We start from the raw sequence: 13,178 nt of genomic DNA, 5'->3' as shown, positions 1-13,178 counted from the left end.
CTCAATACACTTTAGTTTTATTCTTTTTTAGGCCATACTTTTCGACAAGTAGCACAATGGCAATTCCGATACAATAGGTGAGTAAATCAATCCAGGAGAAAGAAGTTCCTAAAACGGTTCGGACTATTTTGGATTGTTCTAAATGCAGCATTTGTACAACATTCAAAAATTGAAGAAATTCTACACCAAAAGCAATTACCAATACCAGTATTGCAACAGTCAGGACAGGCAATTTGATAAAGGATTTAAAAAAGCAATACATGAGCATTACAACCAAAACATCACCAAGATAAGGTCTGACAAACTGATCTTTGACAAACAGTGCAATCAAAACTTCAATGCAAAAAATAAGTACGGCAAAGCCAAAGTAGTTTTTGTTAAATGTTAGCATGCTGTTGGTTAAGGTTGTGTTTGATATCCTAAAAATAAGTGTGATGATATCCTGCTTAATAATGTCAAATATAGGATAAAATTATTTTCAAAGTTTAAATCCCGCAAGTTCCCGCATTCACTTGAAAATGAGTGCTCTTTTGCTAATACAAATATGGTTAGTACACAAATTTTCTCTTCATGATTTATATCATGTTATAAAGTGGATTGATGCTCTAATTTCGCGCTATAATTAATAATGAAACCTTTATAGAAATGGCTGTCATTTTTTTAATTCATATGCCCCTGTCTTTCTTTAGCTATACAATTTAAAAAATGTTTTCATTGCTATTAATCGTTTTAATCAAACACTAATAGTATGTTTTATGTAATCAAGAAGAGCCTGCTTATTCCTATGGCACTCTTTACTTCTCTTTGCTACAGCCAGAGTGCGGTTGTAGATTCCCTAAAAAAAGCAGAGAATCCAATTCCCCTCGTCCCTCAAAAAGAAGCACCTAGACAAGAAGACAAGAAAGTCGATTTTCTGAACAAAAAAGTATCCTACGCCATGTTATTGGTTGGAGATTATGCGAACACCCTGTCTTCAAATGTGGACATCAACGGGAATCATACAACTGACGCAAGTGGTTCCAGCAATGGTTTTTATTTAAGATATGCCCGTTTACAAGCTAAATTTGATATTAGTAAAATGACTGCGCAAATTCTGGTGAATCTGGCTGATTTTAAAAATAATCCTCAAACCCGTGTTTTAGAATTGGCTAATTTAAAATACAAATTCAATTCTTATTTTACCGTTCAAGTGGGACAATTTCGCCCATATTTTGGTTTAGAAGATTTGTATCCAGCCGATATTCTGAAATCATTTAACTGGTCTAATCAATACACACTTTTTGGAAATAACGGTTGGCAAAGTTTTCAGATAGGAGCGGCGGTTTTTGGTTCGTTATCCGATAAAAAAATACCATTAAAATACTATTACAGTTTTGTAAACGGAAACGGAAAAAACCAACTGGGTGATAATAATAACGCCAAAAATCACATGTTTAGACTGGAATACAAACTTACTAAACATTTGAATTTAGGTACCAATGCCGGGTTTTCCCGTTTTGATGGGCAGTCCTCTTCGGCCTATGGTGCAGACATACAATTTGAAAAAAAATTAAGTCCTAATTGGTATTTCGCCATAGATACAGAATACAAACGCGGTTCAAATTTGACGGCTTATTCGGCTTCAAAATTGATTAGCAAGGATCTTAACAATTACGAAATGCAAGGGGTTTATGTAATTCCAATGATTAGAAAAATAATTGATACCCAAAAAAGAACCGGTTTAGAGTTTTCTTTCCGTTACGAATACCTTGAAAATTTAGTTAAAGATGGAAATCCGCTAAGAATGTATACACCAATGGCCAGTTATATTTTGGGCGAAGACTATGCCGGAAAACTTTCTTTAGTGGGGCTGTTCGTTGATTACAATACCAATGTTGCTAATAGTACTCAATACGATTACAACCAAATCCTGCTGCAATATCAAATCCGATTTTAAAAATGAAAACAATGAATATTAATTTCAAAAAAGTCCTCTACATCTCCCTTATGGTGATGGGACTCCGGCTTCTTATGCGTATTTCTTCTTTTGTTTTTATCCAAGTGATTTGGCAGCGATTAATTTTGACCGCTCCGGAACTACAAAAGCCGGTTCCTGGATTTTGAACCATAGTTTTATGATTCCGGGACTTATAGCCGTTTGGACGGCCATTATAGTAGGTTTTGGATTGGTGAATTTCTTATAAAAAGAACGGAATCCTAATCCGGGTAAAAAAAAAATCTTCAAGATAACTTTTAATTGTGTTTGCAATTCAAGACGTTATTTTGAAGATTTTTTTATTTTTTATCCAAAGGAAAAGTACAAATCGCTATTTGTAAAACTCTCCAATGTGCCACAAAATCCCTGAAGGATCATGAATGAAACATTCTTTTCCCCAGTCCATTTCTCGAACGGGAACTAATTTTATAGTTTCATATTTATCGGATAATCCCAGAGCAATCAGTTCCTCCCAATACCGATTAACGTCTTCGACTTCTAAAAAAAGCATTGTATTATCAATCCAGTCTTTGACATAAGCGTCTTGCAAATAAAACCCAATGGCATCGGTTTTAAAATAAGAAAAATTAGGTCCTAAAATCACTTCTTCAAAACCTAAGTCATGGTAGAAATTTCGGGAAATAGTAAAGTTTTTAGATCCAATAAACGGACGGATTGATTTGGTTTTATGTTCCATAAAAGAAGCTGTATTTTTAATAATTGTGGTTTTGATTTCGTTTATTTCAGAAGCTAACGAAGCCATTTTGTTAGTTGATTTTTTTATTTTTTAGCGCATCAAATTTTATATAATCATATTCTGGGGAGCATTTTAAGAGCTGGTCTAAAACAGATATGTGTCCCGCACCAAATAAGACTAAAATTCTATCTTTTGGTGAAGTGGTCAACCGTTGAATGTTTCTGAAGATTCTCAAATTTCGATCATACCAATAGGTCGCTAATGCGTCTGCTCCGTTGTATTTTCCGTTTTTGAAATCCCCTAATAAATAGTATCCGTAATCCCTTAAAAATCGCTTTTGTGAATTAAAGTACTTAAAATAGTCAAACAGTGCAATTTTAGTGTTCATCTCTGTTTCGTACTCCACCCATTTTTTATAATTAGGATTGGCTTTGAAGGTGTAATCTTTAAATATTTCGTCAATGTAGGGCCTGATAACGAGAGAATCTTTCGTTTCTGTTAAGTCATCCGCAATGGTACTTGCATCAACAGCATAAAGAGTGTCTAGTTTAAATCGGTCTAATAGTCTAAAGGCAATTTGCTGTATTTCGTCTCTCCCTAATTCTTTTTCTCCTTTTTTATATTTTCGGTACTTATCCATTGCCTTCCATCTTTCAGGCGCTTCGATACAAATTTTTGTAGGTTTAAACAAAGCAACATAATCCAATAGCTTTTGTAGCTCTTTTTGCTTTTGTTCGGACAAAATATCAATCTGTTTTGATTTATCAACTTTATTGGCGTCAAGGTTAGGATACTCAAAATGAAAAGTGCCCAAAAGAAATATTTTGGGTAAACTGTCTATTCCTTTTGGAATCAAAAATTCATCTGGATCTTTAATGGTTTGGGCATTGGTAATAGTAGAAGTTAGTAACAAACTGATTAAAAAAAGATAGTAGTTGTAATTTCTCATATTTCATTTATTTGGGGGTTACATTAGTGAAATCTGACCAAAATAAGTCCATTTAAAACCGCTAAACGAACTCTGTTTTAATATTTAGAAAGTAAATATATATGATTTAAACTACATTTAAAATTCTTTCAGGAAAATATCTTTCGCTTGGTTTTAAAGGAAAAGGATTAGTACGGGACATTAAAATTCTTATGAAAATCTAAAAAATAGGAGTTCTTTCTGAATTTTGGCTTCAATGACAATATACTTTAATAATAAGATAGGATCCAGGGTTCTGATGGCAATTTCCATTTCAAAATGAACCATTTTCAATATTGCTTTATTTTCGGCTTTGGTGGTGATTAATTGTAATGTCTTGGTCACAATCTGGTACGTGGACCGATTGTATTTTCGGGTTTTTGAGTTGAATCTTTTAAAACGTTGTGCGCTTAAGGAGTTTCGCAATTCCCGCTTTTTCATCAGGACTTCATCTATAAAATCAAATGTAAACTCGCGGGAGGCTCTAATCCAAAAATCAAAATCTTCATAACACAAATTTTCATCATACCCGTTTAATGCCTCATGAACGGTTCTTTTGACCATGGCCGATACGGAGCAAACATTGTTTTGCAAACTCAATAACCCCAAATAAATATCTCCGGTGGGTTGCGCTTTTATTCTTTTGTTGTTTTGGTCCACCTCAAAAAAATATTTAAAATGTGTATCGTCTTCAAAAATCAATTCTACGTTTCCGTAAACAATACCTAAATTGTCATAAATACTGGTTCTAAAGGCTTCGAGTTGCAATTCGACTGCATTTGTATTTAGGATATCATCGGCGGCCAAATCGATAATATAATCTCCTTTTGATACAGCAAAAGCAGCATTAAACGATTTGGTGTTGCCTTTATTAGTGGTATTTTCGATAAACACAATTTCAGGATGCTGGCGCAACCACTCTTTAATGGCAGTACTTGAGCCATCATTACTGCAATCATCAACAATAATCAGCTCAATATTGGGATAGGTTTGATCAATGACGGATTGCAAGGCTAGTGGTACAAATTTTTCGTGGTTGTAACACAGACAAATGATTGAAACTAATGGATTGTAATTCATTTATGCAGAGAAGTGTTTATATTTGAAGCTAAAATAGTAAATTAATTAAATGACTGAAACAAAAAGAACGCGTAAGATAGCTTTAGTGGGTGACTGCTTGGCGGGCGGCGGTGCCGAAAAGGTGCAGGCTGTTTTATCTGTTTTTTTTGAAAGCAAAGGGTTTTCGGTTCATAATATTATTTTTATCGATGACATTACTTATCCGTATTCCGGCGTATTGTTGAACTTGGGCAAATTAAAAGCGAATTCGATTTATGATAAGTTGAAAAGGCTGTATGTACTGAGAAACTATTTCAGAAAACATAAATTTGATTGTATTATTGATTTCAGATACCGGGTAAATACACAAAACGAATTATTGATTGCCCACGGTGTGTATGACAGACCAGCAATTTATACGATTCATAGCGGTATTACTGATTTTTATATTCCAAAAAACAAAGCAATTGCAACGCTTATTTATGGCAGACATCAATTGGTTACCGTTAGTAAAGCCATCGAAAAGCGACTGAAACAGCAACTTTCGATACCGATTAGCACGATTTATAATCCGTTTGAAATAGAGAAAATAAAAGCATTAAGCGAGCAGTTTATCCCCGAAGAAGCTCCATTTATTGTTGCAGTAGGCAGGATGAATGACAGAGTGAAACAGTTTGATAAATTAATTTTGGCTTACGGTAATTCCGTTTTACCACAACAAAATATTAAATTAGTAATCATTGGTTCCGGTCAATATTTAGCGGAATTAAAGGAACTGGTTGTCCAAAAAAAATTGGAGAATGAGGTTATTTTCAAAGGCTATCAGAACAATCCGCACGGGTATCAAAAAAAGGCCCTTTTTAGTGTAGTTTCAAGTATACAGGAAGGGTTTTCTAATGTAATTGTCGAAAGTATGATTGTGGGAACTCCAGTAGTTTCTTTTGATTGTTTTGCAGGACCTAACGAAATAATAACTGATAGATACAACGGCTTATTGGTGGAAGACCAAAATAATATTAAATTGACACAAGCAATGAATACTATGGTAAATGATAGTGAGTTATATCAGTATTGCAAACGAAATACAACAGCCAGTGTGGCTCATTTCGCTGTTGAGGCCATAGGGAATCAATGGCTAAATTTTTTAAAACTAAAGGATGAGAACTAATCTTAACGATATACAATTACTGCACATTCCGGTTATCGAAGACACTAGAGGCAATTTGGGAGTGATTCAAAAAGGGTTTTTACCATTTGATTTCAAACGGGTGTATTATCTTTTTGATGTGCCCAGCAATGCTTTTCGTGGTGGGCATTCCCACATTCATCAACACGAAATTATTATTGCTTTGAGCGGGAGTTTTGAGGTGGTACTTCAAAACGGTACCGATAAAAAAGCATTTTTACTCAATAAACCCAATTTAGGATTGCACGTGCCTACAGGGATTTGGCGTGAATTACAAAACTTTTCTTCGGGTTCTGTTTGTCTTGTGTTAGCATCAGATGTGTTTGATGAAGCCGATTATATTCGGGATTACGACGCTTTTTTAGAATCGGTAAAATGAAAATTTTATACATAACCCCAACACTTTCAGGCGAAGGTGGCTTAGTCAGAGTACTTGCGTTAAAAGCAAATTATCTCTCGGCTATCAAGGGCTATGAAGTTCATATACTGACTCAAAACACGGATAACGCTCCTTTATTTTACGATTTTGATTTTAAAATTATACGGCATGATATGATTTTAAAAGGGAATCGAATTCAGTTTTTAAGGGACTACAGGAACGCAATCAATCGTATAATACAGCAAATAAATCCTGATATTATTATGGTCTGTGATGGCCTGAAAGGTTTTTTTGTTCCTTGGATAATCAATACGGATATTCCCATTGTTTTTGAAACGCATGGTTCTATTTTTAATCTGGAAAAACCAGGTAGTAATCCTATTGTTACAAAGTTTAGGTTTCAATTGCTGAATTATTTAAAACGAAAAGCAGCCGGAAAATTTGACCGTTTCATAGTACTGTCGGAAGATGCTAAAAAAGAGTGGAATCTAAAAAACAGTCAAATTATCCCTAATCCCAATTGGTTTGAAGCGCATAAAAGAGCTAGTTTAAAAAACAAAAAAGCAATTGCCGTTTGCCGTCACAGTTACGAAAAAGGAGTTGACCGCTTGTTGCTAATCTGGCAAAAAGTAATTCAGATTTATCCGGACTGGGAACTCGATATTTATGGCAGCAGTGAGGGGAACAAGACGTTTCATAAGTTGGCTGCTGATTTAGGAATTACTAATGAAGTCCATTTTCTGGAACCTGTTCGGAACATTCAAGAGCAATATATTGACGCTTCTCTTTTCTTGATGTGTTCCAGAACCGAGGGCTTTCCTATGGCATTGATAGAAGCCATGGATTGTGGTTTGCCTTGTGTAGCTTATGATTGTCCATGCGGTCCTAGAGCTATCATCACCAATAAGGAGAATGGATTTTTGGTCAAGGATAATGACAGTGATGAGTTTTTGAAAACAGTTATCCAGCTCATAGCCGATAAAGAATTAGCCGTTAACATAGGGAATAATGCTGCTGCAGCTGTCAAAAAATACAATAGAAATGAAATTATGGAAACTTGGGAGACTCTTTTTATTACCCTAACCGCCAATACAAACAGTTAAGACTGCTCTATGCAAAAAAATACAACCTATATATCCGTTGGCGATTTTTTGGACGTGTATCATAAAATCCGTGAAAAAGGACTTCGTTATTTGATGTCTAAAGTCAAGCTGTTGCCTACAGCCAGAATCGAGTCAAAATGGGATTCGTATGCTTCAACCTCTGATTTTTGGTTGATTCCCGCTATTCAACATTCCTGGAATAAAATGATTTCGGGACATCCTGAAATGGAATATGAAGAATATGTAGCCCAAAAATACCTTTCCAATAAACGCAATTTAAAATTACTTTCTATAGGATGCGGGGAAGGTTCTCATGATAGAAATTTTGCAAAACAAGGTTGTTTTTCTCTAATAGACGGTATAGATATTTCTCCGGAAAGCATCAAAAATGCGGTGCAATCCGCCAAAGAAAATAATGTGGATATTAATTATTTTCAAGGTGATTTCAAAAAAATGAAGCTGAATAGCAATTCGTATGATGTAATTTTATTTTCGTCGAGCCTGCATCATTTTAAGGATGTTGAAGCTACCTTACAACATGATGTAAAACCCTTGTTGAAACCAGACGGAATTCTAGTCATCTATGAGTTTACGGGACCTAACCGGTTGCAATGGACCAAAGAACAATTAGACAAAGCCAATGAGTTGTTACGTAATTTGCCACTAAAATTTAAAATGTTATCCGATAAATCATCGGTAAAAAAGAAAGTTTACAGACCGGGATTGCTGAGAATGTTACTCGTTGATCCTTCTGAAGCGATAGATTCTGAATCGATTGTTCCCAGTTTAAATAAACATTTTAAAGTGCTTGAACAAACCGATTTGGGCTGGAATATTTTGCACATACTTTTAAAAGGAATTGCCCAAAATTTTCTCAATGAAGAGCCGGAAACCAAAAAAATAATTGACTTTTTGATAGCAGAAGAAGCTGATTTTGTAAAAAAACAATTGAAATCAGATGCTATTTTTGGAGTTTATCAAAATAAGAACTTGCTTTAATTTTGCAAAAATAACCCAATTTGTAAACGTCAAATACTAAAAGGGAAGGTTGTCCGGAAACTAAATTTGAAGTAATCGTCGCCTCCGTTTTTTCAAAAAACCAAGCGACAATCCGAACCAATCGCAGTTTTTTTAATGCAGAATAAGCCGAGATTAGTTTACTGTCAGTCGTTTCAATGCTTTTGGAATTATGTAGAAAAGCTAAGTTTTCTAAAGCTGTTTTGGTTTTCTCTAAAAACTGTTTCGAGCTTTCTAATCCAAGATGATAAGTCGCATTATCGATATGTTTTACTACAACTCCCTTTTTTTTCAAATCAGACAAAAATACCAAATCTTCATACCCATATTGGGTAATTGATTCCTCAAATGGATTTGAAATAAACACATTTTTTTTGATTAATAGATTTGATGTTAAGGCGTTTCCGTTAGGATTGGCATTTCGTTTTTCAACCGAAAGCGATTCTCTTGCAGTACCATAAACCCAGCGCAAAACGTTCTTTTCAGTAGGTCTTTCGGGCTGGTACACAATTCCGCCAAAAGCCACAGTTCCTGATTGATTTTGAATGAATTGGAGGTAGTTTTTTATAAAATCAGCATCTCTGGGAAACGTATCACAATCCAGAATTAACAGCCAGTCGTAAGTTGCTTTTTTGGCAAGTGCATTGCAATTTCTGCCCCTTCCTAAATTAAATACATTCGATGAAAAAGTGCCGTTTTCTAATGTATTAATAGTTTGATTTTCAGTAATACATGTTGTCGAAGCATCGTCTTGACACAGGATTTCAAAGGGAATCTGTAATGCAACACATTGCTGATGCAGCTCTGCTGCTAGCGGGAAAGCATGGTAATCATAAACCGGAATGAGGATGGATAGCATTATGCTGTTCTTTGAACTACTTCAAAGATTCGGGCATCTTCACATTTCAATGTTTTAGATGGGAATTTCATCAACAAGGCATAATCATGAGTTGCCATAAGAATTGTTTTTCCGTTTGCATTAATTTTTCTCAGGACTTCCAGTACTTCAGAACTCGTTTGTGGATCTAAGTTTCCTGTTGGTTCATCTGCAAGAATAAGTTCTGGGTCGTTCAACAAAGCTCTTGCAATGGCAACACGTTGTTGTTCACCGCCGGAAAGCTGATGTGGCATTTTATTAGCAAAATCTTTCATGCCTACTTTGTCTAATACTTCTTCTATTTTTCGAGACATTTCGTCATTGTCAGTCCAGCCTGTTGCTTTCAAAACGAATAGCATATTGTCTTTCACGCTTCGGTCCGGAAGCAATTTGAAATCTTGAAAAACAATCCCGATTTTTCGTCTCAAAAACGGAATATCATCTTCTTTTAATGTGGCCAAATCAAAATCAACTACATGACCTTCTCCTTCTGTAAGAGGCAAATCAGCATATAAAGTTTTCATCAAACTACTTTTTCCAGAGCCGGTTTTTCCAATGATGTAAATGAATTCACCATGATTTACGTCTAAATTTATGTGAGATAAAATAGTATTTCCTTCTTGAGAAATAGCAACGTTTTTTAAAGATAGTACGGTCTGTGACATAATTTGTATTTGTTTATGTGGTAAAAGTAATTATCAATTGTCAATTATCAATTATCACAGCAGAAAAAATTAGTTTTTTTTTCGAAAGGACGAAGCAATGTTTCCTTTTTTTATTTTTTGTTAAAACATTTGTTCATAATAAAAACCAAAAGCGTTTCGTTATAGACCATAGAAAATGATACATTTGACTATTAAACAAAAATCACAATGCATAAACTTCCCAGATTTTTATTTTTCCTTATTTTTATAGGAGTTGCTCCCATTTCAGCCCAAAAATCAACGATTTACACACACGATTTAAAGGATTTTAACACGGCGCTTACGTTATACAACGATAAGCAATACACCTCGGCTAAACTTATTTTCGAAAAGGTAAAAGCAACTGCAATTACTGAGGAAATTCAGTCGGATTGTGCTTATTATGCTGCAAATTGTGCCATTCGTACCAATCAGTCAAATGCTGATGAATTGATGGAGCGTTTTGTTGCGGATTATCCAACAAGTGTGAAACAAAACCAAGCTTATGTTGAAGTGGCCCATTTTTATTTCAATCAGGGAAATTATCCAAAAGCCCTTGAATGGTTTGATAAAGTAGACGAAAGCAATTTGAGCAGAAGCGAAAGCGAAATGTTTAATTTTCAAAAAGGCTACAGTTTTTTTAATTCCAAAAACAAAAAAGAAGCGACTGTTTATTTTAATAAAGTCGTAAATTCAGCCGAATATGGTTCGCAGGCCAAATATTACTTAGGTTTTATGGCGTATGAAGGCGATGATTATAAGGAAGCTACAAAATATTTTGATGCGGTTTCCGGAGAAGAAAAATACAAAGAAAAGCTTTCGTATTATCAGGCGGATATGAATTTTAAGTTGGGAAATTTCCAAAAAGCAATAGATTTAGGCGAGAAAGCAATGGCTAAATCAACTCTTTTAGAAAAATCGGAGCTTAATAAAATTATTGGCGAAAGCTATTTTAATTTAAAAAAATACGACAAAGCCATTCCGTATTTAGAAAACTACAAAGGGAAAAAAGGGAAGTGGAATAATACTGATTTTTACCAATTGGGATTCGCTTACTACGAACAAAAAGAATACGATAAAGCCATTTCACAATTCAATAAAATCATTGGCGGAAAAGATTTTGTCGCTCAAAACGGGTATTATCATTTAGGGCAGAGTTATTTGAATTTGAATAAAAAACAGGAAGCTTTGAATGCGTTCAAAAATGCTTCCGAAATGGATTTTGATGCTTCGTTAAAACAAGAAGCGAGCTTAAATTATGCTAAATTAAGTTACGAAATTGGGAATTCTTACCAAAGTGTTCCTGCTGTCTTAATGGATTTTATCAAAAAATATCCCAATAATGCCAACAATTCAGAACTGGAAAGACTCTTGATTGACTCCTATATTTCTTCAAAAAACTATAAAGAAGCCTTAGTTTTATTAGAAAAAAACAGCGCTCCGGAAAATAAAGCAGCGTACCAAAAAGTGCTTTTTTACAGCGGTTTAGAATTATACACAGACGGGGATTATGAACAAGCGTTGCGCCTGTTTACTAAAGCAACCACAGAGCAAAAAGATGCTGCAATTACTGCAAGAGCCACGTTTTGGAAAGGAGAAACCGAATATGTTTTGGATGATTTCAAAAATGCGTTATTGAGTTTCAAACAGTTCACGGCTTCATCCGGAGCGGCAGTAACACCGGAATTCAAAAATTATAATTATAATGTTGCCTACACTTATTTTAAATTAAAAGAGTACGATCAAGCGGGGAATTATTTTCAAAATCAGATTGAAAAAGGAACCGCCGATAAAGTGCGACTTCATGATTCGTATTTGCGTTTAGCAGACTGCCGATTTGTAACTTCAAAATATTGGCCGGCCATGGAAGCGTATGTGAAAGTAATCGAATTGAAAAGTGTAGATGCGGATTATGCATATTTTCAAAAAGCAATTTGCTATGGATTTGTGTCTAAAAATGAGAAGAAAATCGAAGAACTTAATTTGTTCTTACAACTGTATCCAAAATCGGAATACCGCGATGATGCTATGTTTGAATTAGGAAATACTTATGTTGCCGAAAACAAACAGGATTTAGCCATCAAAACATACGACAAATTGAATGCTGAATTCAAAAATGGTTCGTTTACCTCGAAAGCGGTTTTACGCCAAGGTTTGATTTATTACAATTCGGATAAAGATGAGCAAGCGTTGGTTAAATTCAAAAAAGTAGCGGCTGATTTTCCTAAATCTCCGGAGGCATTAGAAGCGGTTTCTACAGCGAGATTAATTTATGTAGACAACGGCAGAGTAGATGAATATGCAACTTGGGTTCGTACTTTGGATTTCGTGGCTGTAACGGATGTGGATTTAGATAATGACACTTATGAAGCCGCCGAAAAGCAATTTCAACAAAGCAATACCAAACAGGCGATTTCAGGATTTAGCAGTTATATTTCGGCGTTTCCAAAAGGAATTCATGCATTGAAAGCTAATTTTTATTTGGCTCAATCTTATTTTTCGGATGGTTCAGAAAGCAAATCGATTCCTAATTATGAATATGTAATTGCAGAACCCCGCAATGAATTTACGGAACAATCATTGGTGCGATTGGCCCAGATTTTCTTAAAAAACAAAGAGTGTGATAAAGCGATTTTGGTTTTATCCCGTTTAGAAAACGAAGCTGATTTTCCTCAAAACAAGACATTTGCACAATCGAATTTGATGAAATGTTATTATGAGAGTAAGGAATATCAAAATTCAGTTGTGTATGCTGAAAAAGTATTGGCAAATCCAAAAACAGACGATAATGTAAAAAGTGATGCGCAAATAATTATAGCAAGAGCAGCGGTACAAACGGGTGACGAAACGAAAGCAAGATTGGCTTACGCTAAATTACTTGGAATTGCAAAAGGAGAATTAGCTGCCGAAGCCTTGTATTATGATGCGTATTTCAAAAATAAAGATTCAAAATTTGAGTTATCTAATGATGCAGTGCAAAAGTTAGCGAAGAATTATTCGGGATATCGTTTTTTTGGAGCCAAAGGATTAGTACTTATGGCGAAAAACTATTACGGATTAAAAGACAGTTTTCAAGCGACTTATATTTTGGATAATGTGATTCAAAATTTCACTGATTTTCCAGATGTAGTAACAGAAGCACAATCTGAATTGAATGCGATTAAAGCAGAAGAATCCAAAACAAATTCATCGATTATCAAGTAAAGTATTCAGGGAATCGGATTAAGAAAACAAG

12 protein-coding genes and 1 pseudogene are annotated in these 13,178 nt (G+C 34.8%); 7 read left to right on the top strand and 6 right to left on the bottom strand.

From position 1 onward, the window contains the following. Nucleotide 1 precedes the first annotated feature (1 nt). On the bottom strand, nucleotides 2–391 hold the full coding sequence (locus tag O6P34_RS14705; protein ID WP_269685272.1) for a ribosomal maturation YjgA family protein: 390 nt from the start codon (nucleotides 389–391) through the stop codon (nucleotides 2–4). Nucleotides 392–748: 357 nt separating this feature from the next. Between O6P34_RS14705 and O6P34_RS14700 the strand changes: the two genes are divergently transcribed. Then, the gene (locus tag O6P34_RS14700) at nucleotides 749–1,936 is read left to right on the top strand and encodes a porin (RefSeq protein ID WP_269685271.1); all 1,188 of its coding nucleotides are present in this window, start codon (nucleotides 749–751) and stop codon (nucleotides 1,934–1,936) included. A gap of 73 nt (nucleotides 1,937–2,009) precedes the next feature. Continuing rightward, a pseudogene (locus O6P34_RS14695) lies at nucleotides 2,010–2,183 on the top strand (anaerobic C4-dicarboxylate transporter family protein); the annotation flags it as partial. A gap of 123 nt (nucleotides 2,184–2,306) precedes the next feature. On the opposite strand, the gene O6P34_RS14690 reads toward O6P34_RS14695, so the two are convergent. The 3 genes from O6P34_RS14690 to O6P34_RS14680 form a co-directional block, all read right to left on the bottom strand. Further along, complete coding sequence (locus O6P34_RS14690; RefSeq protein ID WP_432419578.1) at nucleotides 2,307–2,738, bottom strand: VOC family protein; 432 nt, start codon at nucleotides 2,736–2,738, stop codon at nucleotides 2,307–2,309. Between the two features lie 4 nt (nucleotides 2,739–2,742). Next, nucleotides 2,743–3,621 (bottom strand): DUF5694 domain-containing protein, encoded by an 879-nt coding sequence (locus O6P34_RS14685; RefSeq protein ID WP_269685269.1) that lies wholly within the window; start codon nucleotides 3,619–3,621, stop codon nucleotides 2,743–2,745. Nucleotides 3,622–3,810: 189 nt separating this feature from the next. Further along, on the bottom strand, nucleotides 3,811–4,719 hold the full coding sequence (locus O6P34_RS14680) for a glycosyltransferase family 2 protein (protein ID WP_269685268.1): 909 nt from the start codon (nucleotides 4,717–4,719) through the stop codon (nucleotides 3,811–3,813). A 49-nt stretch (nucleotides 4,720–4,768) separates the two neighbouring features. Here O6P34_RS14680 and O6P34_RS14675 point away from each other — a divergent pair, with 49 nt between their 5' ends. Genes O6P34_RS14675 through O6P34_RS14660 form a run of 4 tightly spaced genes read left to right on the top strand, consistent with a single transcriptional unit; the run spans nucleotide 4,769 to nucleotide 8,365 of the window. Next, complete coding sequence (locus O6P34_RS14675; RefSeq protein ID WP_269685267.1) at nucleotides 4,769–5,866, top strand: glycosyltransferase; 1,098 nt, start codon at nucleotides 4,769–4,771, stop codon at nucleotides 5,864–5,866. Then, nucleotides 5,856–6,263, top strand: coding sequence for a sugar 3,4-ketoisomerase (locus O6P34_RS14670; RefSeq protein ID WP_269685266.1), 408 nt, complete (start codon nucleotides 5,856–5,858; stop codon nucleotides 6,261–6,263). Before O6P34_RS14675 ends, O6P34_RS14670 begins: the two co-directional genes overlap by 11 nt. Beyond that, nucleotides 6,260–7,366: a glycosyltransferase gene (locus O6P34_RS14665; RefSeq protein WP_269685265.1), complete on the top strand. Its 1,107-nt coding sequence runs from the start codon at nucleotides 6,260–6,262 to the stop codon at nucleotides 7,364–7,366. Before O6P34_RS14670 ends, O6P34_RS14665 begins: the two co-directional genes overlap by 4 nt. Nucleotides 7,367–7,375: 9 nt before the next feature. Then, nucleotides 7,376–8,365, top strand: a complete 990-nt coding sequence (locus O6P34_RS14660; RefSeq protein WP_269685264.1) for a class I SAM-dependent methyltransferase — start codon at nucleotides 7,376–7,378, stop codon at nucleotides 8,363–8,365. On the opposite strand, the gene O6P34_RS14655 is transcribed toward O6P34_RS14660, so the two are convergent. Then, on the bottom strand, nucleotides 8,328–9,242 hold the full coding sequence (locus O6P34_RS14655) for a glycosyltransferase family 2 protein (protein ID WP_269685263.1): 915 nt from the start codon (nucleotides 9,240–9,242) through the stop codon (nucleotides 8,328–8,330). The genes O6P34_RS14660 and O6P34_RS14655 overlap by 38 nt on opposite strands. Next, nucleotides 9,242–9,925, bottom strand: coding sequence for a cell division ATP-binding protein FtsE (locus O6P34_RS14650; RefSeq protein WP_269685262.1), 684 nt, complete (start codon nucleotides 9,923–9,925; stop codon nucleotides 9,242–9,244). The genes O6P34_RS14655 and O6P34_RS14650 overlap by 1 nt, the downstream gene beginning before the upstream one ends. Before the next feature lie 207 nt (nucleotides 9,926–10,132). Between O6P34_RS14650 and O6P34_RS14645 the strand changes: the two genes are divergently transcribed. After that, nucleotides 10,133–13,147, top strand: a complete 3,015-nt coding sequence (locus tag O6P34_RS14645; RefSeq protein ID WP_269685261.1) for a tetratricopeptide repeat protein — start codon at nucleotides 10,133–10,135, stop codon at nucleotides 13,145–13,147. Nucleotides 13,148–13,178 lie beyond the last annotated feature (31 nt).

The organism is Flavobacterium lacustre, from assembly GCF_027474525.2.
GTDB classification, from domain to species: Bacteria; Bacteroidota; Bacteroidia; order Flavobacteriales; family Flavobacteriaceae; genus Flavobacterium; species Flavobacterium lacustre.
The sequence above is the reverse complement of the archived record's forward strand: the minus strand, read 5'-3'. Positions and strand labels throughout refer to the sequence as shown.

Coding starts and splice junctions, on each gene's coding strand:
- O6P34_RS14705 (WP_269685272.1), bottom strand. CDS start 391: ATGCTAACATTTAACAAAAACTACTTTGGCTTTGCCGTACTTATTTTT.
- O6P34_RS14700 (WP_269685271.1), top strand. CDS start 749: ATGTTTTATGTAATCAAGAAGAGCCTGCTTATTCCTATGGCACTCTTT.
- O6P34_RS14690 (WP_432419578.1), bottom strand. CDS start 2,738: ATGGCTTCGTTAGCTTCTGAAATAAACGAAATCAAAACCACAATTATT.
- O6P34_RS14685 (WP_269685269.1), bottom strand. CDS start 3,621: ATGAGAAATTACAACTACTATCTTTTTTTAATCAGTTTGTTACTAACT.
- O6P34_RS14680 (WP_269685268.1), bottom strand. CDS start 4,719: ATGAATTACAATCCATTAGTTTCAATCATTTGTCTGTGTTACAACCAC.
- O6P34_RS14675 (WP_269685267.1), top strand. CDS start 4,769: ATGACTGAAACAAAAAGAACGCGTAAGATAGCTTTAGTGGGTGACTGC.
- O6P34_RS14670 (WP_269685266.1), top strand. CDS start 5,856: ATGAGAACTAATCTTAACGATATACAATTACTGCACATTCCGGTTATC.
- O6P34_RS14665 (WP_269685265.1), top strand. CDS start 6,260: ATGAAAATTTTATACATAACCCCAACACTTTCAGGCGAAGGTGGCTTA.
- O6P34_RS14660 (WP_269685264.1), top strand. CDS start 7,376: ATGCAAAAAAATACAACCTATATATCCGTTGGCGATTTTTTGGACGTG.
- O6P34_RS14655 (WP_269685263.1), bottom strand. CDS start 9,242: ATGCTATCCATCCTCATTCCGGTTTATGATTACCATGCTTTCCCGCTA.
- O6P34_RS14650 (WP_269685262.1), bottom strand. CDS start 9,925: ATGTCACAGACCGTACTATCTTTAAAAAACGTTGCTATTTCTCAAGAA.
- O6P34_RS14645 (WP_269685261.1), top strand. CDS start 10,133: ATGCATAAACTTCCCAGATTTTTATTTTTCCTTATTTTTATAGGAGTT.